Here is a 25,359-nt window from a genome sequence, read left to right as displayed (position 1 = left end):
AAATTCACAAATATTTTAAATTTTAAACAAATCTTGAAGATTTTTCATTGCTTCTTCATTACTGATGGCATTATTTAGCTGCGATGAACTTAATTCATTGAGCTCTATTTCATAACCACTTAACATAGAAGCAAGGCGAATATTAATACCATTTTTTCCTATAGCTTTACTTTTTTGTTCGCTATTTAAACTTACAATAGCTTTTTTATCTTCAATTTTTACAGAATTTACAATAGCAGGAGCCAAGGCACGAGAAATTAAAATTTCACTCTCATTTGTAAATTCTATACAATCAATATTTTCATTATGAAGCTCTTTGCTTACTGCATTAATTCTTACACCTTTAACACCTACTGTAGCGCCTACAGGATCGATATTTGCTCCATTGGCCTGAAGAATGATTTTTGCTCTTTCACCTGGAATTCTAGCACATCCTATAATATTGACATAACCATCTTTGATTTCTGGAACCTCAGCTTCAAGTAAACATTCTAAAAATTTAGGACTTGTACGACTAAGCTCGATTTTAATACCCTTATCTGTATAAACACGGCGTATCACAGCTTTTACCACATCACCTATTTTAAACTTTTCCCCTTTAATGCGATTTTTTCTCGGTAAAAAAGCTCTTAATTCATCTATTTCAATAAAAGTATTTTCTTCATTATCCACTCTAACAACTGTACCAAAAACCATTTGCCCTACTTTGTTTTTATATTTTTCAAAAATAGTTTGTTCTAATAATTTTTGTATATGATATTCAAGTTCTTTATGTAAGGTATTTACCGCAGTTCTTCCTAAATTTTCCAAAGAACATTCATAGGTTAATTCATCTCCTATTTCAACATCTGGAGCTTCTGATTTTGCCTTACTTAACGCGATAAAACTCTCACTTTTATTTTGTAATCTCTCGTCATTATCTGCTACTATGGTAATTTTTTGATAAAGATTTAAATTTTTAGGATCCACAAAAAACTCATATTCTTGTCCATAAATTCTTTTTGCAGTATTGATTAAAGCGGTAGCTACCTTTTCTCTTACATTCTCTAAGTTTAAATTTTTTTCATTAGCAATAGATTCGATAATATCTGCTATCTTTTCCATATTTTATAAAACCTTTTTTGTGGGAAATTTAAATAATGTAGGTAAAAATTATATCCTTAATAAGTTTAATTAAAAGTAAAATTTGCTAAAATTACAGATTAAAATGAAAATTCTTAAGGATTTAGCTATGGAATTAAAATTGGCAAGAACTTTGATTAATGAAAAACCTAAAAATATTAGCCTAGAAAAAATCGAAGAGGCTATAGAAAAAGAAGGACAAAAGTTTTTTTATTTTGATAAAGATAATACACACAAACAACTCATTGCCCTTGTAAATCATTTTGAAAAAAAAGGAGTAAGCATTTATCATAGAACCGTAAAATACGGACTTGATGATAATGATTTTATGTATGAGGTACATATTCTTTGAGTGCTAAAAAACTTTTTATTCAAACTTTAGGTTGTGCGATGAATGTCAGAGATTCTGAGCATATGATCGCAGAATTAACACAAAAAGAAAATTACGCACTAACAGAAGATATCAAAGAAGCAGATCTTATTCTTATTAATACCTGTTCAGTGCGTGAAAAACCTGTGCATAAACTTTTCTCAGAAGTGGGTGGCTTTGAAAAAGTTAAAAAAGAAGGTGCTAAAATAGGAGTTTGTGGATGTACTGCATCGCATTTGGGAAATGAAATTTTCAAACGTGCTCCTTATGTGGATTTTGTTCTAGGGGCAAGAAATATTTCCAAAATCACTCAAGCTATAAAAACTCCAAAATTTATGGGCGTGGACATAGACTATGATGAAAGTGAATTTGCTTTTGCAGATTTTCGAAATAGTATTTATAAATCCTATATTAATATCTCCATAGGTTGTGATAAACACTGCACTTATTGTATAGTACCACATACTAGAGGAGATGAAATTTCCATACCTTTTAACATCATCTACAAAGAAGCTCAAAAAGCCGTTGAAAAAGGCGCTAAAGAGATTTTCTTGCTAGGACAAAATGTCAATAACTACGGCAAAAGATTTAGAAATGAACATAAAAAAATGGACTTTTCAGATCTTTTAGAAGAACTTAGCACTATAGAAGGTTTGGAGCGCATTCGCTTTACAAGTCCACATCCTTTGCACATGGATGATAAATTTTTAAAAGTTTTTGCCAATAATCCAAAAGTTTGCAAATCCATGCATATGCCTTTACAAAGTGGCTCAAGTGAAATTTTAAAAGCTATGAAGCGTGGCTATACTAAAGAATGGTATTTAAATAGAGCTTTAAAACTTAGAGAACTTTGTCCAAATGTTAGCATTTCTACAGACATTATTGTAGCTTTTCCAGGGGAAAGTGAAAAAGATTTTGAAGAAACTATGGATGTTTTGGAAAAAGTGCGTTTTGAGCAAATTTTTTCTTTTAAATACTCCAAACGCCCTTTAACAAAAGCTGCAACCATGCCTAATCAAATCGATGAAGAAACAGCTTCAAGAAGACTTAGCACCTTACAAAATCGTCATAGTGAAATTTTAGATGAAATTGTAAAAAAACAAGAAAATAAAACTTTTAAAGTTTTATTTGAAGAATTAAGAGCAGGCAATAGCATTGCTGGAAGAACAGATAATAATTTTTTAGTTCAAGTTGAAGGTAGCGAAGAACTTTTAGGGCAATTTAAAGAAGTAAAAATAACTAATGCAAAGCGTATGGTTTTATATGGGGAAATCGTTTAAAATCCATTGCTTAACATATATAATTTTCATCTTGCAATGGCTTATTTTTTTAAGCTGTAAAAAGCACTATAAAGGTGAAAGAGTTGACCGTAAAGCTGGTGTGATACTTTTTTGGCATGGAAAATTAGCACTTATGCCTTTTGCGTTTAGACATTATAGGCAAAAAAATAAAAAAGCCTATGTCATGATCTCTCACCATAAAGATGGAGAGCAAATTGCAAAAATCATCAAGCTTTTCGGTCTTGATACTGTAAGAGGAAGCACTTCAAGGGGTGCTAGCAGTGCACTTAGAGCTGCATTTAAAGTTTTAGAACAAAATGACGATATAGTTATCACGCCCGATGGTCCACGAGGGCCTTATCATAGTATTTCAGATGGTTCTATCATTTTGGCTCAAAAAAAAGAACTAAAGATAAGAATTTTAAACTATGAAGCAAATCGTTTTTGGGAATTTAAAAGTTGGGATAAGATGATCTTGCCAAAACCTTTTAGTAAGATTACTTATAGTCTAAGTGAACCTTTGGATATTTTATCTTTAGATAAAGAAAAAGCTAAAGAATTTCTAATGGAACAATTTGATAAAATTAGCTTAGCTGATCAATTCAAGGAATGAAATGTTATTTTTACTTAAAAAAATATTTCCACAACTTTTTATTAGTATTATTTTAGAAGATAAAAAAAATATTGTAAAAGCTTCTATTTACAGAGGAAATAAACTAATCAGTAGCAATGAAAAAACTTTTGATAAAAGTGAAAATTTATTAGAATACATAAAAAATTTAAGCAAGCATTTCTTATTTTACCACACTGCTTTATTTTTAGACGCCAAAGAACAAGGATTAATACCTAGTACAAATATTCAAGATTGTGAGCACTTTAATATAGGAAAAATCAGCTTACAGCATATTTTGTTTAATAATGCCCTTGTTTATACAGCTACCGAACATGTGGAATATTATAGCGAGCTTTTTGAAGAATATAGAGGTTTAGATTTTTTATATTCCCCTTTTGCTCTTCTTTACTACAATATACAAAAAGAAAAACAGCCTGATGATCAAAATTTACTTTATGGATTTAAGCAAGGACATCTTTTGGCAATTATTGTTGCCAAAGGCAATACTATCTTGTACGGTGATTTTAAAATATTTGAGCAAGAATTAGGTTTAGAGCTTGAACTTCCATCAGAAGATAATCAAGAAATTGAAAACAACAACGATGATACCGAAGTTACCTTAGATAACTTCAATGAAGCCTTAAATAGTAAATTTGACCTACTTGATCAAGAAAATAATCTTGAAACTTTGGATAATAATGATAATTTTAATCTTGATGAATTAAATCAATTTAGCAATGATATGGAACTTTGTCGTTATATTATTACGAGCATTGAAAAATTTTATAATGATGATAAATATGCTGGGGTATTTATCAATGGTATTTTATTATATAGCGAATCAGATATTAACATAAGTGCTATTGATTTTTTAGAAAGTGAAACTTTTTTAGAGATAAAAACGAAACAAATCAACACCTTAGATCTTATGATAGAATTGATGCAAAAGGAGCTTAAATGACTTATAGCTTCATACAGCCAAGAAAAAAACCTATTTTCACGCTCTTTGATAAAATTTGGCTAGGACTTTTTGGTTTTAGTATATTATTTATCTTGCTAGTATATTTTACATATACAATAAAAATTGCATTAATCAATAGCTCTATCGATGATGAAAAACAACAAGTTATAGTGCTTCAAAATCAAACTAAGCAAAATGAAATGCTTTATGAAATTTTATTTGATCAAAGCCAAATAGCGAAAAATTTTAACACTCAAAATCAAATTATTAAAGAAAGCTTAAGAAATCTATTTGATATTATTGTAAAAACTGATAATATTACTCTTGAAAGTGTTGAACAAGACGAATATTCCTTAAAACTTATCGGAGTCACTCCTACAAGAGAAATGTTTACTCTACTTTTAGAAACCCCTTTAAAAAGCATCTTTGATCAAAGCTATACAACCTATTATCGCTTAGATAATGGGTGGTATCGTTTTGTTAGTATTAGTAAACAAATTCCAGGAGTTGTAGATGAAAGATAAAAGCCTAGAAGAAATTGATTTATTAAAGCTTATCATTTGCGCGTTAAGTTTTATAAGCGTTTGTACAGCCTTGATCTTATTTTTACTTTTACCGACATTAAAAAATTACAAACAAGCAAACCTTAGAGAAAACTCACAACTTGCTATCTTAAAAGCCACTAAATCAAAATTTGACTTTAGTGAAGATAAAATATCAACTCTAAGAAGCGAAAACAACAAAAGTTTAGAGCAATTTGAGCAAAATTTTAATATAGGAAATTTTGATATTTTTTTACAAAAATATTTTCAAAATGTAAAAATTCAAGAAACTAAGCCCGAAAAACAAGAAAAATATCTAAAAAACCGCTTAGCCATTAAAGCGACAATGAACAATCCTAGAAGACTTTATGATTTTATTGATGCTCTAAAAAACTATAATAATTTAATCAAGCTTGATTATCCACTTAATCTTAAAGGAGGAGAGCAAGGTATCTCTATAGATCTTATTCTCAAAGTTTATTCAAGCTAAACTCACATCTTCGCCTTTTAAAATTTGATTCATAGTATTCATTGCACACATTTTTCCACACATGGAACATGAGTTTAAATCATCAGGACGACGCTCATTAAACATTTTTTTGGCCTTTTCTCCATCAATAGCAAGTTTAAACATTTTCTCCCAATCTATCTCTTGCCTAGCCTTACTCATCTCATCATCTCTTGCTCTTTCTTTTGGAAGTTTAGCTATATCTCCCGCATGAGCTGCAATTTTAGTCGCAACTATACCCTCTCTAACATCTTCTAAATTTGGAAGTCTTAAGTGTTCAGCAGGTGTTACATAACACAGCATATCAGCACCGCTAGCTGCAGCCACAGCTCCTCCAATAGCACCACTAATATGATCATACCCTGCGCCAATATCTGTTACCAAAGGTCCTAAGACATAAAAAGGCGCTCCTTTGCATAAACGCTTTTCTAATTGCATATTTGCCTCTATTTCATTAATAGCCATATGCCCTGGACCTTCTATCATTACTTGAACCCCAACATCCCAAGCCCTTTGAGTAAGGAGTGATAATTCTATAAGCTCTGAAATTTGTGCCCCATCACTTGCATCGTGGGTAGAGCCAGGACGCAAAGCATCACCCAAAGATAAAGTTACATCGTATTTTAAACAAATATCAAGCAAATCATCATAATACTCAAAAAAAGGATTTTCAGCATCTTTCATCATCATCCAAGCATAAAGCACAGAGCCTCCTCTTGAAACTATATTTGTAAGTCTTTTACTTTGTTTAAAAATATGCGCTGCGCGAGAATTAATACCTGCATGAATTGTCATAAAATCAACCCCACTTTTAGCATGATGATATACAACATCTAAAAAGTCTTTGGCATTAATTTGTTTTAAATCTTTTTCTAAAAATCCTACTGCATCATATACAGGAACTGTTCCTATCATAGCTTTTGAAACATTAACAAGCTCATCTCTAAAACGACTTGTTTTGCCATAATTGCTTAAGTCCATAATCGCTTCTATGTCAAATTTATGAGCAAGCTCTACTTTTTTCATTTCCTCGCTATAATCAACACAATCATTTGAAACTCCTAAATTTACATTAACCTTAGTACGCAATCCAAAACCTATACCATTTGGATCAAGACTATTATGATTAATATTTGCAGGGATAATAATTTTACCGCAAGCAATATTTTCAAGCAAAAAATCTTTACTTAAATTTTCTTTTTGTGCAACAATCTGCATTTCTTTAGTAAAAACACCTTCTTTGGCATAATTCATTTGAGTTTTCATAAATTTATCCTTTAAAAAATTTGGATAAATGAAGGGTGAGTATAAATTTTTAAAGTATTGAAATTTATAAATCTTCCCGACGCTGGCATTATCCAGATCCGGTTCGGTCTAAGCTTTTAGCTTACTCTCAGCCTGTTACACAAGCTCCCGTCATTTATGTTTTAATTATACACTTTAAATATTTATTTTTGCTTTATGCGTGCAGTTTTTGTAAAATTTATAAGTTCTTCTGTAGTTTTTATATGATAAGGAAGTTTTCCAAGGCAATATTTAAAAATTTCAGCAGCTGCTAAAGCATCATCTAAAGCCCTATGATGCGTATTTTCCACGCCCAGAAATTCTTTCAAAACCTCTAGTTTATATTTTGGACTTTCTATACAACATTGTGCAAATTCTATAGTGCAAACACGACGATTAAGCAAAATGCCAAAACCACACTCATTTAAAGCCTTAGAAATAAAACTATAATCAAAACGCACATTATGCGCTACAAAAATACTGTCTTTTAAAAAAAGTCTAAAATCACTTAAAACCTTTGCTAAACTTGGAGCATTTTCCACCATCTCATAAGTAATACCCGTAAGTTCGGTTATATTTTCTGGAATTTCTTTTACTTTAACAAAACTTTGAAAGCGTCCAATTTCTTTAGAATTTTGAATTTTTGCTGCTCCAATTTCTAAAATTTCCCCCTTACTTACGCCGCCAGTACTTTCTATATCTACTATACAAAAAATTTCATCTTTAATTTTTGTTGTGCGTGTTTTAAGGGTAAAAATATTATCTTTATTCAAAGTTAAGCCCAAACCCAAAAGCTCAAAAGTTTCCAAATCTAAATCAAAATTTTTTAATTCTTCAACTTTGGCAAACTCTTGCATCACCCAATCATAAGGCTTGCTTTGCTTATTTAATATAGAAATAATCTGATCAATTTGCTGTAAACTCAAAATTCAAGCTTTAAAGATGAAATTGCAGTTTTATAATCATTAGAAGAAAAAATATAACTTCCAGCCACCAAAATATCAGCTCCGGATTCTTCTAAATCGCTAGCATTTAAACCATTAACACCACCATCAACCTCTATAAAAACTTTAGCATTTTTTTTATCAATCATTTGGCGCAATTCTTTGATTTTTTCATGTACTAAAGGTAAAAATTTTTGCCCACCAAACCCAGGATTAACACTCATTAAAAGTACCATATCTACAAATTCTAGCATGTGTTTAATAGAATCAATAGAAGTGTGTGGATTTAAAACAATAGCAGGATGGATTCCTTGACTTCTTATATATTCACAAAGTCTTATAGGATGAACTTCGCTTTCCATATGAAAAGAAATAAATTTTGGTTTCAAAGGGATAAAAAGATCTATAAATTTACTTACATCTTTAACCATCAAATGCACATCTAATGGCAATTTACTAATAGTTGAAATTTTTTCTATCACGCAAGGTCCGAAAGTCAAATTTGGGACAAAGTGTCCATCCATTACATCAATATGTAAAAGATCCGCACCTGCAGCTTCAATAGCTTTAACTTCTTCTTCTAATTTCAAAAAATTTGCAGACAATAAACTTGGAGCTACATACATGATCAAAACCTTAAACTATATATAAATGTGATAAATAATATTTTATCGACTTATATATTAAAAAAACTATAAATTATGGAATATTTTAAGCTTAATTTTGATAAAATCTCCATTTAAAAATTTTCATAAGGACAAGAAAATGGCAAGAGTATGTCAAATCACAGGCAAGGGTCCAATGGTGGGTAATAATGTCAGCCATGCTAACAATAAAACAAAAAGACGCTTTTTACCTAATCTCAGAACAGTTCGTGTAACTTTAGAAGATGGCACCACGAGAAAAATGAGAATTGCAGCTTCTACTCTGAGAACTCTAAAAAAACAAAATTCTAAATAATTTTGAGGATTTATTCCTCAATTTTAATATTTCAAATTTAAAAATAAAATTTAATAAATCACTTATATAACACACATTTAAAAATTATTATTAAGTTTATTATTTTTTAAGCCAAAAATATCTTTTAATAGTGTAAAATACCTTATTAAATGAATTTTAAATTTCACTAATACAAGGAGAGTTTATGCTACATGAATATAGAGAATTAATGTCAGAGCTAAAAGGTAAAGATGCTCATTTTGATAAACTATTTGATCGTCATAATGAACTTGATGACATGATTAAAGATGCAGAAGAAGGTAGAACTTCTCTTAGCAGCATGGAAATTTCAACCTTAAAAAAAGAAAAGCTTCATGTAAAAGATGAACTTAGCCAATATCTAGCAAATTATAAAAAATAAGGCAAAACAATGTTTGGAAGTAAAATAAACCATTCTGATCTTCAAAAACTTGAAGAAGAAAATAAAAATCTTGCACATAAAATTGAAAAATTTCAATCGGAAAATTTAGAATTAAAAAATAAAATTACATCATTAGAACAAGCGGCTTTAGAATCTAAACTTAAAACAGATCTTTTAAATGTTTTATTAACTGGGGTTTTAAAAAATATTACTATTGTTCAAGGCGATATGTTAGAAAATGTAAATAAGGCAGAAGTTATCTCTAGCTATTCTAAAACTTCTCTTGCTGAAATGGATGAACTTAACCATATTGCTAACTCTATCAATGCTTCCTTAGGGGATATTACAGAATCAGCCAATAAAACAAGAGATGTTGCAGGAACATTGCATAGAAGTGTTGATGAAATTACTAATGTAATCAATTTAATTAAAGATGTTTCCGATCAAACCAATCTTTTAGCTCTTAACGCTGCTATAGAAGCTGCACGCGCAGGTGAACATGGGCGTGGTTTTGCTGTTGTTGCCGATGAAGTAAGAAAACTAGCTGAAAAAACACAAAAAGCAACCACAGAAGTTGAAATGAATATCAACCTTCTAAAGCAAAATGCAAATGAAATGTATACTCAAAGTGAGCAAGTTGAAAAAATTTCTATAGATTCTAATGCTCATATTATGAGTTTTTCCGAAAAATTTACTCACTTAGTAAATGAAGCGCATTCTACCAATTCAAATGCAGTTGGTATCGCTTCAGAAGCTTTCGTATCTTTAGCAAAATTAGATCATATAGCTTTTAAACTAAATGCTTATAAAGAAATTTTTTCCAAATCAGGAAAGCAATTAGCCGATCATACATCTTGTCGCTTAGGAAAATGGCTTGCTAGCACAGGAAAAGAAAGATTTGGACAAAATAAAAGCTTCTTAAAAATTAACGAGCCACATGAAAAAGTTCATGAAAATATGAATAATGCTATAACAATAGCAAATACAGAAGATATTAGCAAAGATATTACTCAACACAGCATAATTAATAAATGTGAAGTTGCTGAAAATGCATCGCTTGATCTTTTCAATGTATTTAAAGAAATGCTTGATGAGTCAGATCATTAAAATCCTAGGTTGAACCTTTTTAAGGTTTAACCTAAATAATCTTTAATTTTCCCCACTTTTCCTTTAAAAACCACATATAAGCAAAATCAAGCAAAGGCGTTCTTATCATATTTTTACATTTTTTTTCAAAATCCTGCACCTTAACATAAACAGCTTCAATCTCTTCATCACCAACTCCACCTCCAGAAGAAATTTTATCTTTTTCATCAACTTCTGCGAAATAAAAGCTTTGCTTGCTTACACCTGAACCAAACCCTGTATAAAAATCTCCTATTTTTTCTAAATTTCTAGGAGCATACCCTAGTTCTTCTATACATTCTTCTTTTGCTATTTCCTCTAAAGATAATTTTTTATCTACAAGTCCTGAACAAAGCTCTATAGTATAGCCCATATTATCATCTTTTACATAATCTTTATCATGCATTTGATGATACCAAAGTGGTATGCGAAATTGGCGTACAAAAATAAAACTTTCTAATTCTTTATGATACAAAAGCACTGAAACACTATCTTTAGATTCTATAAAATCCCAAGTACAAAACTTACCATTACTTTCATAAGCAAATCTCTTAGGCTTAATATAATTTGATTTTTCAAAAGAAAGTTCTTTTAAATTTTTAAACGCCATAATAAAACCTTTTATTTATTTTTCACATTGTACTTTATTTTTGCTTTTTTGAAAATATAAAGATGATTAAAGCCTTAAAAAATTAAAAATCATATTTATAACTCAACCAAAAACTCCTTCCTTCTGTATAGTCTTGATAACGATTTGCATATCCAGCAGGATTAGCCCCATCCCATTTAGTAACTTGCGGATCAAAGAAATTTTTATCAAAAAGATTTTGTACTGCAAAACTTAAGCTAGATTGCTTATTAATTTTATAATTTATCACTAAATCTACTATATAAAAAGGCTTATATTTTTGCCATGGCAGACTACCATTACCGCCACCTTTTGCTTTAGCTATAGTATCAAGTCTTGCTCGTGTTTTTATATAGGAACTAAATTTACCTCGCTCATAGTTTAATTTTAACATTGCTATATGCCTTGGTAAATTTTCTATTCTATCACCACCAAACCAATTTTTTTGACCATCTTTGTAGTGATTATCCATAAAAGTATAACTTGAATTTAGGCTAAAGCCATTGTAAGTTTTGGTATTAAATGCAAATTCTACACCTTTAGTCTGTGTTTTTCCAAGATTAATAGGACGCGTACAAGTATTATCATCGCAATTAATACCATTTAATAGACCTGTTAAATCTTCACTACTGATTTGATTTGTAAAATCAGTAATAAATCCTGTGATAGAATAATGTGCAAAATCAAATATCCTAAAATCAACACCCAATTCATAATTTATACTTTCTTCTGGTTTTAAGTCAGGGTTTCCAAAATAAGCATTGTCATTGCTATAATTATAATATCCATTTGTCAACTCCTTAGCAGCAGGAGTTTTATAGCCTTTTGAAACACCTCCTTTAAAGGCTATATTATCATTTAAGTGATAAACCAAATAAACCCTAGGCGTAAATTCAGAATCAAACAAATCGCTATAAATATAACGTAAACCTGTAGTAAAAATCAAATCATCTGTTATAAAATACTCATTTTCCCCATAAAGCGCAACCGTGGTTTGATCAAGATTTTTACCTCTTATTTGACTACCTGCGCTTGCTTGATCATTTTTTAACATCTCATAATCAATCCTTACACCAAAGGTATTTACTAAATTACCGTACTGACCTAAATTCCAAGGTAAAACAACCTTACCTTCTCCTACCCAAATTTGACTATGTAATTCTTTATCCTTAGTACTACCATATTGTAAATATGAGTTAGTTGAACCAAAATCATAGTTACCATCATGATTTAAAACAATATTATCCTTAAAAAGTTGTCTTTCGCTTTTAATAGCCCTACTACTTGTAGAATTCACTGAAATTTCATTAATATATCGTTCTATATCAAAATATATATTATTTTTATCATTTACTGTCCAATTAAGCCTAGAACCAAAACCTAAACTAGTAAAAGCACCTGGACTATGACTAGCAATTTGATAATTATCAGGTCTTTGTTGACTACTATTCCAAACCGGTGTAGGCCATTTTAAATCAGAAGTTGCCTTATCATAATACTTCAACCTTGCAGAAATTGATAATGTATCTTCAATCAAAGGAGTTGCCACATAAGCATTAAATCCCCCAGCATTGCCATAGTGATTAGAGTGCTGTTGTAAAAGAGTGTTAAATTCTATATTTGCCTCAGTCTTATCAGGATTTTTCTTAGTGATAATATTTATCACACCACCTACAGCATCACTGCCATAAAGTGTAGAAGCTGGACCACGTATAACCTCAATACGCTCTATCATAGACAAAGGTGGTAGATATCCTGACTCACTGCCACTAAAACCATTATCATAAAACCCATTTGCAACACTTTGACGTTTTCCATCAATTAAAACTAGAGTATAAGAACTACCAAAACCTCGTATGCTAAAATCATAAGTGCCTGTTTTATTCATAGTCACATCTACACCTGGAATATCTCCTATAGCCTCCCCTATATCCTTAATTGGCTTTTTTTCAAGCTCTTCTTTTGTAATGATAGAAATACTAGCAGGCGCATCAACCAAATCTTGTTCAAAACCACTAGCACTAACCACAACATCATTAAGTTGATATTTTTCTTCTGCTTTTAACAAAGCTCCAGATAAAATTAAAAAACACAGTAAACTTTTTTTAAATTTCATATTTTTAATTTGAGTCAAATTAATTCCTTTAAAAAATAATTATTTTGATATTTAAAATCATTTTTGAAGTATAAAAAAAGAATACTTTTAATTAACTTAATTTTGATAACAATTATAAATAATAAAATTATTTAAAAAAGCGAAGTAAAAGCCTAAGCCTCTTGATAGGCTCCAAGCTTTAAAATTTTCTGCATACGATTTGCAGAAAGTTCTCGTACGTCAATATTTTCAAGTTCATTTAGAGATTTTTTTACATAATCAGCAATAGCTACTGCTGCAGCTTCTTTATTACGATGTGCACCATTTGTAGGCTCATCTATAACATCATCAATTAAACCTTGAGATTTTAAATCATCAGCCGTTACCTTCATAGCCTTGGTTGCAGCTTCACTTTTTGCAGGATCATTCCAAAGTATTGCAGCACAACCTTCAGGAGAAATTACTGAAAAAACAGAATTTTTCATCATTGCAAGTCTATCTGCAACCCCTATAGCTAACGCCCCGCCACTACCACCTTCTCCGATAACTATAGCAATGGTCGGTATTTTCAAATCACTTAATTCATATAAATTTCTAGCGATAGCTTCACTTTGCCCTCTTTCTTCAGCACCTATTCCAGGATAAGCACCTGGAGTATCTATTAAAAATAAAATAGGAATTTGAAATTTCTCTGCAAGTCTTGCTACTCTTAAGGCTTTACGATATCCTTCAGGATGTGGCATCCCAAAATTTCTAGCGATTTTATCTTTTGTTCCACGTCCTTTTTGCTCACCAATTACAATTATTTTTTTCTCTCCTAAATAACCCATAAAACAAACAATAGCAGGATCATCTCTAAAGGCACGATCACCATGTATTTCGTGAGCGTCATTTAAAATAAGTTCAATATAGTCAAGAGCATAAGGGCGATCTGGATGACGCGCTAATTGCAAACGTTGAAAATCGCTTAAATTCTTATAAGTTTTAGAAATTTCTTTTTCAAGATTTTTCTTTAAAATCGATACAGCTTCAGTATCTCCTTTAATCTGAGCATTGATAATGTCCTCATCAATTTGCTGAATATTTTTTTCAAAATCTAAATAAGAAGCCATATTAATCTACTTTTTTAAATACAACACAGCCATTTGTGCCACCAAAACCAAAAGAATTACTCATCACCACTTTTAAATCTACTTTTCTTGATATATTTGGAACATAATCAAGATCACATTCATCATCTTTTACAAGCTGATTGATTGTAGGTGGAACTACCCCATCTCTTAAAGCCATAACACTAACAACTGCTTCAATTGCACCTGCAGCACCCAAGCAATGACCTGTTTGTCCTTTGGTGGAACTTATAAGCGGGATATTATTGCCAAAAAGCTCTTTAATTGCTGCTGTTTCATTTTTGTCATTTACAGGGGTTGAAGTTCCATGTGCATTGATATAATCTACCTTTGGATTCCCTGCCATATTTAAAGCTTTTTTCATAGCTCTTAAAGGCCCATCTAAAGTTGGTGAAGTAATATGATGCGCATCTGCACTTTCTCCAAATCCAATTAATTCAGCATAAATTGTAGCACCGCGTTTTTTAGCCTCTTCATATTCCTCAAAAACTAAAGCTCCAGCACCTTCTCCCATGACAAAACCATCTCTTTCTTTGTCAAATGGTCTTGAAGCATGCTGTGGATCTTCATTTCTAGTTGATAAAGCTTTCATTGAAGCAAAACCACCTATACCCACAGGACAAATCGCAGCTTCTGCACCTATGACTAACATCTTTTTAGCATTTCCCAAAGCTATACTTTTATAAGCTTCTCCTATAGCATGAGTTCCTGCTGCACAAGCTGTAACACAAGAAATATTTGGCCCTTTAAGTCCATGCTCTATAGAAATCAAACCTCCTAACATATTTACAAGTGCTGAAGGTATGAAAAAAGGGGAAATTTTACGCGGACCTCGCTCGGAACAAATAATGGAATTTTTTTCTATATTAGGCAAACCTCCGATACCAGCAGCCGAAACAATGCCAAATTCTTCTTTGTCTAATTCTTCACTAAATCCAGCATCCTGCATTGCTTCTCTTGCTGCTTTAATTCCAAGTTGTATGAAACGGTCAATTTTTTTTACTTCTTTGCCATCAACAACCTCTAATGGATCAAAATTTTTAACTTCAGCTGCAATTTGAACAGGAAAGTCTGTGGCATCAAAAAGAGTAATTTTATTTACTCCGCTTTCTCCATTGCAAATTGCTTTAAATGAACTTTCTTTATCTAAACCAAGGGCATTGATCATACCAATACCTGTAACTACAACTCTTTTCAAGAATAAGCTCCTTGCAAGAAAAAAATTATTTTTTTAGATTGTCAATATAATTTACAACATCTTCAATTTTAATTAATTTTTCAGCATCACTATCTGGAATTTCTACTTCAAATTTTTCTTCTAAAGCCATAATAAGCTCTACAACATCTAAAGAATCAGCACCTAAATCTTCAATAATTTTTGATTCCATTTTAACTGCATCTGCATCAATACTTAATTGCTCTACTACTACCGCTTTTACATCATCAAATGTTGCCATTTGTTCTCCTTCAAAAAATTAAAATAAAGCGTATTTTACTATAAAAAGCTTAAAATATTTATAGTTTTTCATTATACTTGAAAATAAAATATTAAAACATAAAGGAAAAATGATGCTTTTCTCTAATTTAATCAAAGAAAATCAAAAAATTTGGAATGCTTATCTACATCATGATTTTGTTAAAAAATTGGAAGATAAAAGCCTAAAGCAAGAAAATTTTCTTTTTTATCTCAAGCAAGATTATATTTATTTGCTTAATTACGCAAAATGTTATGCAAGATTAGCACTTAACTCAAATACCGCAAAAGAACTTCGTTTTGCTATAAAATTTCAAAATTATATAGTTGAAGGAGAAATGGAGCTTCATCGTGCAATTTTATCTCTTGGCATTAATGCAGATGAACTCGATATAAAAGATGAAAGTTTAGTCAATATAGCCTATTCGCGTTATATGTTAAGCGTAGGTGAAAATGGAGATTTTTTAGATATATTAGTTGCTCTTAGTGCTTGCGCTATAGGCTATGCAAAAATAGGTGCTGAAATTATAAATCGTTTAAAAAATGAAAATTTAAAAGATCATCCTTACAAGGAATGGATTTTGACCTATGGAAGTGAAAATTTTCAAAATGAAGCTAAAGAATTTGAAGATTTTGTTAATTCTTATACTTCAAGTGTTAGTGCACAAAAATTCCAAAAACTCAGCGAAATTTTTCATACTGTAACACGCTTAGAAGTGGCTTTTTGGGAGCATTCTTTAAGAATGGAATTAAATCTTTAAACATGGGCTTTTTGCCCATGTTTTTATGCAATTTTACTTGCATCAATAATATTATAATCTAAACCAACCATTTCTTTAGAAAGTCCTAATGCAAGTCCTACTAATTGTGATAAATGAATAATAGGCAATCTTGCTTTAGAATTAGTATAATCTTGAAATCTTTCTTGATAGATATCAAGCTGCATTTGACAAAGTGGGCAAGGTGTTACAACACAATCAGCTTGATTTTCACTTGCATTATTGACAATTTGACTAGACATTTTTTTCACAGATTTTTCTGCAGGATAAGAAGCATGAAAACCACAACAATCAAGGCGTTTTTCAAAAGGAACTATTTTAGCCCCTAAAACTTCTACTACACTTTCAAAACTTTTTGGATTGGTTGAACTTTCTTTTTTACCGAAAGCATCTTCAGGTCTCAAACTATGACAACCATAAAATAAAGCTACTTTTAAATTTGAAAGCGGCTTTTTCACCTTGCTTTTTAAATTATCCAAATCCTCATAAAGCTCCCACAAAAGACTTGTAATAGGTGTTGAACCTTGATATTTCATTCCACCTTGTGCTAAAAAAGTATTTATGCGTTCTTTTGCACCCTTATCAAGAGTATTTTTTGCTTTAGTTAAAGTTAGCATACAAGTACTACAAGTTGTAAGCATTGGCATTTTCATCTCTTCTGCTAAAGCAATATTTCTTGCATTAGCTACCAAAGTCGCAATAGGATCAACACACTGCGCTTGAGAAGCCCCACAACAACTCCATCCCTTAATTTCATTTAATTTCCAACCCAAAATAGGTGCAATAGCTTCAAGTGAAATTTTAGATTCTTTTGCAGCTTGAGATAAAACACAACCTGGAAAAAAAGCGTATTCTTTTTGCATATTTTACTCCTTAACAGCAGCTTCTTGTGCCGCCTTTATCATTTTAACCAAATCTTTATGCCCTTCTATTTCATCCTCACCAAAAACATGCATAGGATTCATTTTTCCTGCGCGCATAAGTTTAAAAGCTATATCTGTTTTGCCCATAGAACCTATAACACCCTCGGAACGCAAAGCAAGATAAATTTCATTCAAGCGTCCTGAACCTTCAACTAAATCTTTATAAAAAGCTTCAGCATGATCAGGCCCTAAGCCTTCATTTAAACCTTTTTTAATCGCCATCACTCTTAAATTTGCTATATCACTTACTGAACTTATACCCTTTGGACAACGATCAGCGCACTCTTGACAATGAACACAAAGCCAAAGTCCATTCATTACACTAGGTTTTACATGCAACATAGGATCCTTACCTCGAGAGTCTGCCGCTGCACGCCAAGCATGAGTAAAAACAAAAGGTTGCATATAATCGCTACTATCTGCTTCTAATTTATTACACTCTGAAGCACAGCTACCACATAAAATACAATCCCATTGCTTGCTAATACGATCAAATTCTTCTTGACTTTGTTTACAGCCCTTTTCCGCTGAAAATTCATTTTTTGCCACCATGGCAGGACGAATTTTTCTTAAATTTTCTATAGAAGGCTCCCAATCCACAATTAAATCAGAAATTACTCTAAAATTTCCAAGCGGAGAAATGCGTATACTTGAAGGATTATTATATTCTTTTAACAAATCTTGCATTTTAGTATCACAAGCAAGATAAGAATGCCCATTCACACGCACTGCACAAGCCCCACAAATTGCAGATTGACAAGAGGCGGTAAAATTTAAAGTAATATCTTTTGTTTTTTTGATAAAAAGCAAAAGAGAGAGCAGAGTTTTTCCCTGTATATCCTTATCATCAATATCATAACTTTGTTCATATTTTTCCTTGCCATTAAAACGATCTATGATGATTTTCATTGTACTCTCCTTCCATCAAGTGAAAACTCAGTTACCACGACATCTTTATAACTAAGTTTTAATTCATCATTTTCTAAATTTACAATGCTATGTTTTAAGAAATTTTTATCATCTCGCTTTGGATAATCTTCTCTAGTATGAGCCCCACGACTTTCAAGTCTATTTCTAGCTGCTAAACAAGCACAGCGAGAAAGTAAAATCAAATTACCAAGCTCTACATAATCTGTAAAAGCAGTATTCATCACTTCATTAGGATTTGGAATACGAATTTTTTCATATCTTGCTTGTATATCTTCTAAATTTTTTGCTAGAAGATCGAGTTTTTCTTGAGTTCTAAAAATCCCCATATTATCCCAATTTTGACTTCCTAGCTCTTCTCGCAATTCATACATTTCTTGACCATTTCCGCCATTATTTGTAATTTCTTTAAATCTAGCCAGCCATTTTTGAGCAAGTTCATGAGTTTTTACCCCTTTTCCAAAACTTGCATCTTTAGCATAATTTGTTGCACCAATGCCTGCTAAATGCCCTGTTACAACTGCATCGGCTAAAGAATTTCCCCCTAGTCTATTAGCTCCATGTATAGAAATACAAGAAGCTTCTCCACCTACATAAATTCCAGCAATTTTAGTACTCATATCTTCAAATTTAGCCACTTCAATTCCACCCATAGAATAATGCGCCGTTGGACGGATAGGTACAGGAGTATCTACTAAATCAATATTTTCAAAAAGCATTGCAGTGTGACGAATTTTTGGTAAATCTTTTAAAATTTTTTCTTTTCCTAAGTGGCGTACATCGCACAAAACATAAGCTCCAAGTCCCTCGCCATAACCTCTACCTTCACGAATTTCTGTTTCTATAGCACGCGCAACCACATCTCGCGGTGCAAGCTCCATTTTTTCATGGTAATTTTTCATAAAACGCTCACCACGATTATTTAAAAGATATCCCCCTTCACCGCGCGCCGCTTCTGTAATAAGAGTTCCACCATTTGCAACTCCTGTTGGGTGAAATTGTATCATCTCAGGATCTTCAAAACCAAGTCCTGCTCTAAGAGCAGCTGCCACACCATCTCCTGTGGCAATAAAAGGAGTTGAAGTTCTATTATAAAATATCCTTGTGTATCCCCCTGTAGCAATCACCAAAGCTTTGCATAACACAGGATAAATTCCACCGCTTTGTATATCTCTTAAAACAACACCCTCGCATTTTCCATCCACAACACCTATATCCAAAAGCTCATGATCCATTAAAAATTTCACACCACTACTAATAGCATCATCCAAACAAGAATGCATTAAAATATGACCTGTTTTATCTGCAGAATAGTTACAGCGTTTCTTAGAAGCTCCTCCCATTAAACGCTGAGCTACTCCACCTTGCTCATTTCTTGAAAACAAGGTTCCTATAAAATCCATATTAAAAATAGCCTTTCCAGCTAATTCACAAAATTTTAAAGCCGCGTCTTGATCTACCAAGTAAGCTCCGCCTTTGATAGTATCATAAGCATGTAATTTATAGGAATCTCCATTAGAAAAATCAGTAACTCCATTAATTCCACCCTCTGCCATACAAGTTGCGTTACGAGATGGCATCATCTTTGTAGCTACTACAACGCTTAATTTTGGATTTTCTTTTCTCACTGCGGCTGCAGCACGCAAACCTGCTCCACCTGATCCAATTACTAAAACATCGCAAGAAGGTAAATTTGTATCTTTATCCATCTTAGATGAATCATCTAAGGCATAAACTCCACTTGAACTTGCAGCTAAAGCTCCTACACTAATACAGGCTGTTTTTATAAAATCTCTTCTAGAAAATTCACCCATATCATTCTCCTTATTTAAAAAATTAATAATAATTTTTAATGTAAGTCAATCTTACATAACCGCATGCCAAAAATCCAAAAACAAACTCTCCTTTCAATATAAAATGGATTAAAAACAAATTTATAATTTAATAAATATAAAAAAGCATAAGATAAGTAATCAAAGAAGATAGATGAATATAATAAAATAAATATTAAAAAATTTTTGCAATATATCATAATCTATTCCTTGCAAATTAAACGGAATGATTATACCTTAAAAAAATAACAAAAAGTTAATATTAATTAAGATAATATTTATCTTAATTAATATATAGTTAATAAAATTATCAAATCATTAAGCTTTAAAAAGCTTAAATTCTCCATTCATAAATTGCATTCTAGCGCTTAGATTATCGAGATAAAAAACTTCAAATTTTGAATTTTGCGGAGTTTCATAAAGATTTACAAGATAAGGATATTTTTCAAACATCTTTTTTTTAACTTCTAAATTTGGTTCAAAAACTGCATTAGCTCTAAGTCTTAAGAAAGTCCCATCTTTTGCACAAGAACAAAATTCAATACCATTATAATTTTTTATATGCTTAAAAAGTCCTTTTGTGTTTGCTGTGCAAAAATAAATTTTATCTCCCACAAGCAATGGACTTTGTATAGGACGCACTCTAGGATTTCCACAAGTTCCTAAAGTGGCTAAAAATGCCGGTGCATTATCATCTAAAAATTGTGCTATTTCTTTTAAATCCATCATTTTTCCTTACATATATAAACCACCATTGATCTTAAGTACATCGCCTGTCACATAAGAGGCATAATCACTAAGTAAAAATGCTACACAATTAGCCACTTCTTCAGGTTCTGCAAAGCGTTTTAAAGGGATATTATCTTGATAAGCTTGTTTGATTTCATCGCTTAAAACTTCAGTCATATCGCTTTTTATGAAACCTGGAGTTACACAGTTAAAGCGTAAATTTCTACTTGCTCCTTCTTTAGCAAAAGATTTAGTCATAGCTATCATTCCACCTTTACTAGCAGAATAATTTACTTGTCCAGCATTACCCATTTCTCCGACAATAGAAGCGATATTTACAACAGCACCAAAACGTTTTTTACTCATGGTTTTTAAAGCTTCTCTACAACCTAAAAAAGCTGAGCTTAAATTTGTATCTACAACGCTACTAAAGTCCTCTAATTTCATTCTTAAAGCAAGTTTATCATTTGTAACGCCTGCATTATTTACAAGATAACTTAATTCTCCATCACTCTCAACTATAGTTTTTACACCGTTTTCAAACTCATCTTCTTTGCTTGCATCAAATTTAATCACAGCAGCAACGCCACCACTTGCAATAATTTCATCTTTTAAAACATCTGCAAGTTCAGGTTTTGAACGATAATTGATCCAAACTTTAAGTCCAAAACCCGCCAAAGTTTTTGCGATAGAAGCACCTATTCCCTTACTTGCTCCAGTAATTAAAACATTTTTTCCACTAAATTTCATTATCTATCCTTAATAAGTTTAATTTTAAAAATTGCAATCTTAACAAATTTCTTATAAAAAAGGCAAACAAACTAAAATAAAGCCTCATTCATTTCTTTTGGAATTTCTAAGTCTAAAATTTTAAGCACGCTTGCAGCGATATTGCTAAGCCCCATATTATCTTTAATCTTTGAAACTCCCTTTGCTTGCACAAAAACAAAAACATCAAAAGTGGTGTGATTGGTAAGCAAATTTCCTTTTTCATCTTGCATAGCCTCGCAATTTCCATGATCACTTGTAATGATAAAAGCATAATCATGCTTTTTTGCACATTCTATAATCTCGCCCAAACAAGTATCCACCGCTTCGACAGCCTTTATAGCAGCATTAAAATCACCTGTATGTCCAACCATATCTCCATTTGCAAAATTTACCACTATAAAATCCTCACCCTTTTCTATGCCTTTTTTCACTGCATCACACACTTCAAAAGCACTCATTTGGGGTTTTTCATCATAAGTTTTTACCTTGGGGCTTGGGATTAAAACCCTTGTTTCATTTTCCAAAAGCTCTTCTTTTCCGCCATTAAAAAAGAAAGTTACATGAGCATATTTTTCGGTTTCTGCGGTATGAAGCTGACTAAGTCCTGCTTTAGAAATCACTTGAGCTAAAGTATTTTCAATTTTTTCTTTTTCAAAAAGCACAGGGAGTTTAAATTTATCATCATAAACACTCATAGTAAGTAAATTTTCAAAGATTTTTTCGCGTTCAAACTCTTTAAAATCCTTGGAATTTAACACTTCAACAAGTTGTTTCATTCTATCATTTCTAAAGTTGATAAAGATAATGCCATCTTCTTCTCTCATGCCCTTGTAATTCTCATTTTGAGCTGCTTTAATAAACTCATCAGTAATATTTTCATCGTAAGATTTTTGTAGGTATTCTAATAAATTTGGCACTTTATAAGCCTTACCTAACAAGCACTCATAATATTCTTTCACCCTATCCCAACGCTTATCTCTATCCATAGCATAAAAACGCCCACAAAGCGTAGCAAAATGCACGCCTAGGTTTTCACAAAATTCTTTTAAATCTTTTATGAAATTTAAGCCACTTTTTGGACTTACATCACGCCCATCAGTGATTGCGTGAGCAAAAACTTCATTGCCATTTTTCGCACAAATTTCAAGCATGGCTTTAAAATGCGTATCCATAGAATGCACCCCGCCATCGCTATAAAGCCCTATAATATGCACTCTTTTACATTTTGCTAAAAGTTTTTGTAAATTCTCATTTTTTTCAAGTTCTTTGTTTTCAATGGCTTTATTAATACGCACTAAATTTTGATAAATAATACGCCCACTGCCTATACACATATGCCCTACTTCACTATTTCCCATTTGTCCTTCTGGCAAACCTACAGCTAAACCACTCGTTTTTAGTAAAGAATTTGGGACTTCCTTAAAAAGCTTTTCATAACTTGGTTTTTTAGCTGCTTCAAAAGCATTAAACTTACTATTCTTATTATACCCTATTCCATCTGTAATAATTAAAACGCATTTTTGCTTCATTTTTCTCTCTTTTATAAGAATTTTTTTGGTTAGATTTTACTAAAATTAAACTTTTAAAAACCAAAAAGAAGGCTAGGTTTTGTATTATCTTTCAGATTTAAGTCATTATGCTTTTTTTACTTATATTAGTGTGCGTGCAGGATTTGCATTTTTTATCGCTTTATGTTTGTCTTTATTTTTAATGCCTAAATTTATTACTTGGGCAAAAGCTAAAAATGCTAGTCAACCTATTTACGAATACGCCCCAGAAACTCATAAAACCAAATGCCATACTCCAACCATGGGTGGGCTTATTTTCATCAGTTCTGCAGTAATCGCAAGTTTATTTTGTATCAAATTTGATAATATTTTTGCTATAAGTGCTTTACTTTGTTTGATACTTTTTTGTTTAATAGGGCTTATAGATGATTTAGGCAAAGTTCTAAAAAAAGACAATCATTCAGGACTTAGTCCAAGAATGAAGCTTTTAGCACAAATCATCGCTGGACTTATTTGCATCTTACCTTTATATTTTAGTTCAGAGCTTAGCACGGAACTTTTTATACCTTTTTACAAACACCCTCTTTTTGATATGGAAATTTTTGCCATTGCTTTTTGGATTTTGGTTTTAATTTCTAGCTCTAATGCTGTAAATTTAACTGATGGACTTGATGGCTTAGCTACAGTTCCAAGTATTTTTTCTTTATCTACTTTAGGGATATTCTTATATTTGAGCGGAAATTTAAATTATAGTGAATATTTACTTTTGCCAAAAATTCAAGGACTTGGTGAAGTGGTGATTATTTGCGCTGCATTAATCGGTGCTTTAATGGGATTTTTATGGTACAACTGTTATCCTGCGCAGGTTTTTATGGGGGATAGCGGAAGTTTAGCTTTAGGTGGATTCATAGGATTTTTAGCTATCATTAGCAAAAATGAAATTTTACTTTTACTCATAGGTTTTGTTTTTGTTCTTGAAACTGTTTCTGTAATTTTACAAGTTGGAAGTTTTAAAATTTTTAATAAAAGAGTCTTTAAAATGGCACCTATTCATCATCATTTTGAAAAAGTTGGCTGGGTAGAAAATAAAATTATAGTGCGTTTTTGGATGATAGCCCTACTTTCAAATTTACTTGCACTTGCATCAATAAAGCTAAGATAATGAAAATTTCACTTTTTGGATACGGAAAAACCACACGTGCTATTGCTGAAAATTTGGTAGATAAATTTGGGCCTTTTGATATCTATGATGATCATTTTACAGAAACAAAAAAAGATACACTAGGAAATTTACTTTTAAATCCTAATGATTTTGATGATAATTTAAGCGATATTGAAATTCCTAGTCCAGGTTTTCCACCAAAGCACAAACTCATTCAAAAAGCAAAAAATTTACAAAGCGAATATGACTTTTTTTATGATATCATGCCAAAATCCGTTTGGATAAGCGGAACCAATGGCAAAACTACTACCACTCAAATGGCTACACATTTATTATCACACATTGGTGCTGTTATGGGTGGAAATGTTGGAACTCCTTTAGCAGAGCTTGATCCTTATGCAAAACTTTGGATACTTGAAACTTCATCTTTCACCCTACACTACACTCATAAAGCTAAACCTGAAATTTATGCACTTTTACCTATAAGTCCTGATCATCTTTCTTGGCATGGAAGTTTTGATAATTATGTTCAAGATAAGCTAAGCGTTTTAAAAAGAATGAATGAATGTGATGTAGCAATACTGCCTAAAATTTATGCAAATACTCCAACAAAAGCTCATAAAATAAGCTATGAAGATGAAAAAGATCTAGCTGTTAAATTTGGCATTGATACGGAAAAAATTTCCTTTAAAAGTCCTTTTTTACTCGATGCTATCATGGCTTTAGCTATAGAAAAAATTCTACTTGATACTTTAAGCTATGTGCTTTTAAATAGCTTTGTAATGGAAAAAAATAAACTCGAAGAGCTTAAAGACAGTCAAAATAGGCTTTGGGTAAATGACACTAAAGCTACAAATGAAAGTGCGGTAATGGCTGCACTTAGTCGCTATAAAGAGAAAAAAATTCATCTCATCATAGGGGGAGATGATAAGGGTGTAGATCTTAGCAATTTATTTGATTTTATGAAAGGATTTGATATAGAACTCTATGCTATAGGTATTAGTACCGAAAAAATGCTTGATTATGCAAAAAAAGCGAATTTGAAAGCCTATAAATGTGAAGTTTTATCTAAAGCTGTAAATGAAATTTCAAATCACTTAAAAGACAATGAAGTGGCTCTTTTAAGTCCCGCTTGTGCAAGTTTAGATCAGTTCAACTCTTACGCAGAGCGTGGAAAAGTCTTTAAAGAATGTGTGAATAAAATTTAATTTATTTTACTTTTCATACAAAAAAACCCTAACCAGCAACAAACTCTTTTTTAAACACTATTCTAAGTGTCATCTAAAACAACA

28 protein-coding genes, 1 pseudogene and 1 riboswitch are annotated in these 25,359 nt (G+C 31.5%); of the genes and pseudogenes, 13 read left to right on the top strand and 16 right to left on the bottom strand.

Features of this window, described 5'->3' with window-relative positions; genetic code table 11:
• Positions 1–15 precede the first annotated feature (15 nt).
• Positions 16–1,104: a transcription termination factor NusA gene (nusA, locus tag AJ930_RS07450; protein WP_002859895.1), complete on the bottom strand. Its 1,089-nt coding sequence runs from the start codon at positions 1,102–1,104 to the stop codon at positions 16–18.
• Positions 1,105–1,231: 127 nt separating this feature from the next.
• Here nusA and AJ930_RS07445 point away from each other — a divergent pair, with 127 nt between their 5' ends.
• Genes AJ930_RS07445 through AJ930_RS07420 form a run of 6 tightly spaced genes read left to right on the top strand, consistent with a single transcriptional unit; the run spans position 1,232 to position 5,378 of the window.
• Positions 1,232–1,474, top strand: coding sequence for an HP0268 family nuclease (locus AJ930_RS07445; protein ID WP_002851103.1), 243 nt, complete (start codon positions 1,232–1,234; stop codon positions 1,472–1,474).
• Positions 1,471–2,772, top strand: coding sequence for a tRNA (N6-isopentenyl adenosine(37)-C2)-methylthiotransferase MiaB (gene miaB, locus AJ930_RS07440; protein ID WP_002861200.1), 1,302 nt, complete (start codon positions 1,471–1,473; stop codon positions 2,770–2,772). The genes AJ930_RS07445 and miaB overlap by 4 nt, the downstream gene beginning before the upstream one ends.
• Entirely contained in the window at positions 2,756–3,385 is a 630-nt protein-coding gene (locus AJ930_RS07435; protein ID WP_032603284.1) for a lysophospholipid acyltransferase family protein, read from the top strand. The genes miaB and AJ930_RS07435 overlap by 17 nt, the downstream gene beginning before the upstream one ends.
• Position 3,386: 1 nt before the next feature.
• Positions 3,387–4,346, top strand: a complete 960-nt coding sequence (locus AJ930_RS07430; RefSeq protein ID WP_002861198.1) for a hypothetical protein — start codon at positions 3,387–3,389, stop codon at positions 4,344–4,346.
• Entirely contained in the window at positions 4,343–4,870 is a 528-nt protein-coding gene (locus AJ930_RS07425; protein ID WP_002861197.1) for a hypothetical protein, read from the top strand. Before AJ930_RS07430 ends, AJ930_RS07425 begins: the two co-directional genes overlap by 4 nt.
• Positions 4,860–5,378, top strand: coding sequence for a hypothetical protein (locus AJ930_RS07420; protein WP_070240609.1), 519 nt, complete (start codon positions 4,860–4,862; stop codon positions 5,376–5,378). The genes AJ930_RS07425 and AJ930_RS07420 overlap by 11 nt, the downstream gene beginning before the upstream one ends.
• On the opposite strand, the gene thiC is transcribed toward AJ930_RS07420, so the two are convergent.
• From thiC to rpe, 3 genes are all read right to left on the bottom strand, one after another.
• On the bottom strand, positions 5,370–6,662 hold the full coding sequence (gene thiC, locus AJ930_RS07415) for a phosphomethylpyrimidine synthase ThiC (protein WP_002861195.1): 1,293 nt from the start codon (positions 6,660–6,662) through the stop codon (positions 5,370–5,372). The genes AJ930_RS07420 and thiC overlap by 9 nt on opposite strands.
• Positions 6,663–6,718: 56 nt before the next feature.
• Positions 6,719–6,823: riboswitch (TPP riboswitch) on the bottom strand.
• 21 nt (positions 6,824–6,844) lie between these two features.
• Positions 6,845–7,606: a 3'-5' exonuclease gene (locus AJ930_RS07410; protein WP_002872886.1), complete on the bottom strand. Its 762-nt coding sequence runs from the start codon at positions 7,604–7,606 to the stop codon at positions 6,845–6,847.
• Positions 7,603–8,250 carry a ribulose-phosphate 3-epimerase gene (gene rpe / locus AJ930_RS07405; protein ID WP_070233370.1) on the bottom strand — a complete coding sequence of 216 codons (648 nt, stop codon included), beginning with the start codon at positions 8,248–8,250 and terminating at the stop codon, positions 7,603–7,605. The genes AJ930_RS07410 and rpe overlap by 4 nt, the downstream gene beginning before the upstream one ends.
• A gap of 139 nt (positions 8,251–8,389) precedes the next feature.
• Here rpe and rpmB point away from each other — a divergent pair, with 139 nt between their 5' ends.
• From rpmB to AJ930_RS10855, 4 genes and pseudogenes are all read left to right on the top strand, one after another.
• The gene (rpmB, locus tag AJ930_RS07400; protein ID WP_002854974.1) at positions 8,390–8,584 is read left to right on the top strand and encodes a 50S ribosomal protein L28; all 195 of its coding nucleotides are present in this window, start codon (positions 8,390–8,392) and stop codon (positions 8,582–8,584) included.
• A 184-nt stretch (positions 8,585–8,768) separates the two neighbouring features.
• Entirely contained in the window at positions 8,769–8,984 is a 216-nt protein-coding gene (locus AJ930_RS07395; RefSeq protein ID WP_002855201.1) for a YdcH family protein, read from the top strand.
• A 420-nt stretch (positions 8,985–9,404) separates the two neighbouring features.
• Positions 9,405–9,659 (top strand): annotated as a pseudogene (locus AJ930_RS10860) (methyl-accepting chemotaxis protein); the annotation flags it as partial.
• Positions 9,657–10,091, top strand: coding sequence for a CZB domain-containing protein (locus AJ930_RS10855; RefSeq protein ID WP_373604568.1), 435 nt, complete (start codon positions 9,657–9,659; stop codon positions 10,089–10,091). The pseudogene AJ930_RS10860 and the gene AJ930_RS10855, both read left to right, overlap by 3 nt.
• A gap of 31 nt (positions 10,092–10,122) precedes the next feature.
• Here AJ930_RS10855 and AJ930_RS07385 read toward each other — a convergent pair whose 3' ends face one another.
• The 5 genes from AJ930_RS07385 to acpP all read right to left on the bottom strand — a co-directional run bounded on the left by AJ930_RS07385 (position 10,123) and on the right by acpP (position 15,419).
• Positions 10,123–10,719, bottom strand: a complete 597-nt coding sequence (locus AJ930_RS07385; protein ID WP_044778825.1) for an NUDIX domain-containing protein — start codon at positions 10,717–10,719, stop codon at positions 10,123–10,125.
• Between the two features lie 82 nt (positions 10,720–10,801).
• Complete coding sequence (locus AJ930_RS07380) at positions 10,802–12,853, bottom strand: TonB-dependent receptor domain-containing protein (RefSeq protein ID WP_032603401.1); 2,052 nt, start codon at positions 12,851–12,853, stop codon at positions 10,802–10,804.
• A 152-nt stretch (positions 12,854–13,005) separates the two neighbouring features.
• Positions 13,006–13,944: an acetyl-CoA carboxylase carboxyltransferase subunit alpha gene (locus AJ930_RS07375; RefSeq protein WP_002854780.1), complete on the bottom strand. Its 939-nt coding sequence runs from the start codon at positions 13,942–13,944 to the stop codon at positions 13,006–13,008.
• Position 13,945: 1 nt separating this feature from the next.
• A complete protein-coding gene (locus AJ930_RS07370; RefSeq protein ID WP_002882383.1) occupies positions 13,946–15,160 on the bottom strand; it encodes a beta-ketoacyl-ACP synthase II in 1,215 nt (404 codons plus the stop codon).
• Positions 15,161–15,185: 25 nt separating this feature from the next.
• Positions 15,186–15,419 carry an acyl carrier protein gene (gene acpP / locus AJ930_RS07365; RefSeq protein WP_002854831.1) on the bottom strand — a complete coding sequence of 78 codons (234 nt, stop codon included), beginning with the start codon at positions 15,417–15,419 and terminating at the stop codon, positions 15,186–15,188.
• Positions 15,420–15,528: 109 nt separating this feature from the next.
• Between acpP and tenA the strand changes: the two genes are divergently transcribed.
• Positions 15,529–16,197: a thiaminase II gene (tenA, locus tag AJ930_RS07360; RefSeq protein WP_079860124.1), complete on the top strand. Its 669-nt coding sequence runs from the start codon at positions 15,529–15,531 to the stop codon at positions 16,195–16,197.
• Between the two features lie 23 nt (positions 16,198–16,220).
• On the opposite strand, the gene sdhE is transcribed toward tenA, so the two are convergent.
• The 7 genes from sdhE to gpmI form a co-directional block, all read right to left on the bottom strand.
• The gene (sdhE, locus tag AJ930_RS07355) at positions 16,221–17,078 is read right to left on the bottom strand and encodes an 8-methylmenaquinol:fumarate reductase membrane anchor subunit (RefSeq protein ID WP_053872494.1); all 858 of its coding nucleotides are present in this window, start codon (positions 17,076–17,078) and stop codon (positions 16,221–16,223) included.
• A 3-nt stretch (positions 17,079–17,081) separates the two neighbouring features.
• Positions 17,082–18,047 carry an 8-methylmenaquinol:fumarate reductase iron-sulfur subunit gene (gene sdhB, locus AJ930_RS07350; protein ID WP_002871170.1) on the bottom strand — a complete coding sequence of 322 codons (966 nt, stop codon included), beginning with the start codon at positions 18,045–18,047 and terminating at the stop codon, positions 17,082–17,084.
• A complete protein-coding gene (gene sdhA, locus AJ930_RS07345; RefSeq protein ID WP_070275101.1) occupies positions 18,044–19,879 on the bottom strand; it encodes an 8-methylmenaquinol:fumarate reductase flavoprotein subunit in 1,836 nt (611 codons plus the stop codon). Before sdhA ends, sdhB begins: the two co-directional genes overlap by 4 nt.
• A gap of 336 nt (positions 19,880–20,215) precedes the next feature.
• Complete coding sequence (locus AJ930_RS07340) at positions 20,216–20,626, bottom strand: pyridoxamine 5'-phosphate oxidase family protein (protein ID WP_074469337.1); 411 nt, start codon at positions 20,624–20,626, stop codon at positions 20,216–20,218.
• A gap of 6 nt (positions 20,627–20,632) precedes the next feature.
• Positions 20,633–21,376, bottom strand: coding sequence for a 3-oxoacyl-ACP reductase FabG (gene fabG, locus AJ930_RS07335; RefSeq protein ID WP_070275100.1), 744 nt, complete (start codon positions 21,374–21,376; stop codon positions 20,633–20,635).
• A complete protein-coding gene (locus tag AJ930_RS10770; protein ID WP_002869268.1) occupies positions 21,366–21,464 on the bottom strand; it encodes a hypothetical protein in 99 nt (32 codons plus the stop codon). Before AJ930_RS10770 ends, fabG begins: the two co-directional genes overlap by 11 nt.
• The gene (gpmI, locus tag AJ930_RS07325) at positions 21,448–22,926 is read right to left on the bottom strand and encodes a 2,3-bisphosphoglycerate-independent phosphoglycerate mutase (RefSeq protein ID WP_002884825.1); all 1,479 of its coding nucleotides are present in this window, start codon (positions 22,924–22,926) and stop codon (positions 21,448–21,450) included. Before gpmI ends, AJ930_RS10770 begins: the two co-directional genes overlap by 17 nt.
• Positions 22,927–23,005: 79 nt before the next feature.
• Between gpmI and mraY the strand changes: the two genes are divergently transcribed.
• Together mraY and murD are read left to right on the top strand one after the other, a co-directional pair.
• Entirely contained in the window at positions 23,006–24,067 is a 1,062-nt protein-coding gene (mraY, locus tag AJ930_RS07320) for a phospho-N-acetylmuramoyl-pentapeptide-transferase (RefSeq protein WP_002859004.1), read from the top strand.
• A complete protein-coding gene (gene murD / locus AJ930_RS07315) occupies positions 24,067–25,275 on the top strand; it encodes a UDP-N-acetylmuramoyl-L-alanine--D-glutamate ligase (protein ID WP_070275099.1) in 1,209 nt (402 codons plus the stop codon). Before mraY ends, murD begins: the two co-directional genes overlap by 1 nt.
• The last annotated feature ends 84 nt before the right edge of the window (positions 25,276–25,359 follow it).

Source organism: Campylobacter sp. BCW_6871 (genome assembly GCF_001762325.1).
Taxonomy (GTDB): Bacteria; Campylobacterota; Campylobacteria; order Campylobacterales; family Campylobacteraceae; genus Campylobacter_D; species Campylobacter_D jejuni.
The sequence above is the reverse complement of the archived record's forward strand: the minus strand, read 5'-3'. Positions and strand labels throughout refer to the sequence as shown.

Coding starts and splice junctions, on each gene's coding strand:
- AJ930_RS10855 (WP_373604568.1), top strand. CDS start 9,657: ATGAGTTTTTCCGAAAAATTTACTCACTTAGTAAATGAAGCGCATTCT.
- rpmB (WP_002854974.1), top strand. CDS start 8,390: ATGGCAAGAGTATGTCAAATCACAGGCAAGGGTCCAATGGTGGGTAAT.
- AJ930_RS10770 (WP_002869268.1), bottom strand. CDS start 21,464: ATGAGGCTTTATTTTAGTTTGTTTGCCTTTTTTATAAGAAATTTGTTA.
- nusA (WP_002859895.1), bottom strand. CDS start 1,104: ATGGAAAAGATAGCAGATATTATCGAATCTATTGCTAATGAAAAAAAT.
- fabG (WP_070275100.1), bottom strand. CDS start 21,376: ATGAAATTTAGTGGAAAAAATGTTTTAATTACTGGAGCAAGTAAGGGA.
- AJ930_RS07395 (WP_002855201.1), top strand. CDS start 8,769: ATGCTACATGAATATAGAGAATTAATGTCAGAGCTAAAAGGTAAAGAT.
- AJ930_RS07385 (WP_044778825.1), bottom strand. CDS start 10,719: ATGGCGTTTAAAAATTTAAAAGAACTTTCTTTTGAAAAATCAAATTAT.
- tenA (WP_079860124.1), top strand. CDS start 15,529: ATGATGCTTTTCTCTAATTTAATCAAAGAAAATCAAAAAATTTGGAAT.
- AJ930_RS07425 (WP_002861197.1), top strand. CDS start 4,343: ATGACTTATAGCTTCATACAGCCAAGAAAAAAACCTATTTTCACGCTC.
- sdhE (WP_053872494.1), bottom strand. CDS start 17,078: ATGCAAAAAGAATACGCTTTTTTTCCAGGTTGTGTTTTATCTCAAGCT.
- AJ930_RS07340 (WP_074469337.1), bottom strand. CDS start 20,626: ATGATGGATTTAAAAGAAATAGCACAATTTTTAGATGATAATGCACCG.
- AJ930_RS07375 (WP_002854780.1), bottom strand. CDS start 13,944: ATGGCTTCTTATTTAGATTTTGAAAAAAATATTCAGCAAATTGATGAG.
- gpmI (WP_002884825.1), bottom strand. CDS start 22,926: ATGAAGCAAAAATGCGTTTTAATTATTACAGATGGAATAGGGTATAAT.
- AJ930_RS07445 (WP_002851103.1), top strand. CDS start 1,232: ATGGAATTAAAATTGGCAAGAACTTTGATTAATGAAAAACCTAAAAAT.
- acpP (WP_002854831.1), bottom strand. CDS start 15,419: ATGGCAACATTTGATGATGTAAAAGCGGTAGTAGTAGAGCAATTAAGT.
- rpe (WP_070233370.1), bottom strand. CDS start 8,250: ATGTATGTAGCTCCAAGTTTATTGTCTGCAAATTTTTTGAAATTAGAA.
- AJ930_RS07380 (WP_032603401.1), bottom strand. CDS start 12,853: ATGAAATTTAAAAAAAGTTTACTGTGTTTTTTAATTTTATCTGGAGCT.
- AJ930_RS07435 (WP_032603284.1), top strand. CDS start 2,756: ATGGGGAAATCGTTTAAAATCCATTGCTTAACATATATAATTTTCATC.
- sdhA (WP_070275101.1), bottom strand. CDS start 19,879: ATGGGTGAATTTTCTAGAAGAGATTTTATAAAAACAGCCTGTATTAGT.
- thiC (WP_002861195.1), bottom strand. CDS start 6,662: ATGAAAACTCAAATGAATTATGCCAAAGAAGGTGTTTTTACTAAAGAA.
- AJ930_RS07420 (WP_070240609.1), top strand. CDS start 4,860: ATGAAAGATAAAAGCCTAGAAGAAATTGATTTATTAAAGCTTATCATT.
- murD (WP_070275099.1), top strand. CDS start 24,067: ATGAAAATTTCACTTTTTGGATACGGAAAAACCACACGTGCTATTGCT.
- AJ930_RS07430 (WP_002861198.1), top strand. CDS start 3,387: ATGTTATTTTTACTTAAAAAAATATTTCCACAACTTTTTATTAGTATT.
- sdhB (WP_002871170.1), bottom strand. CDS start 18,047: ATGAAAATCATCATAGATCGTTTTAATGGCAAGGAAAAATATGAACAA.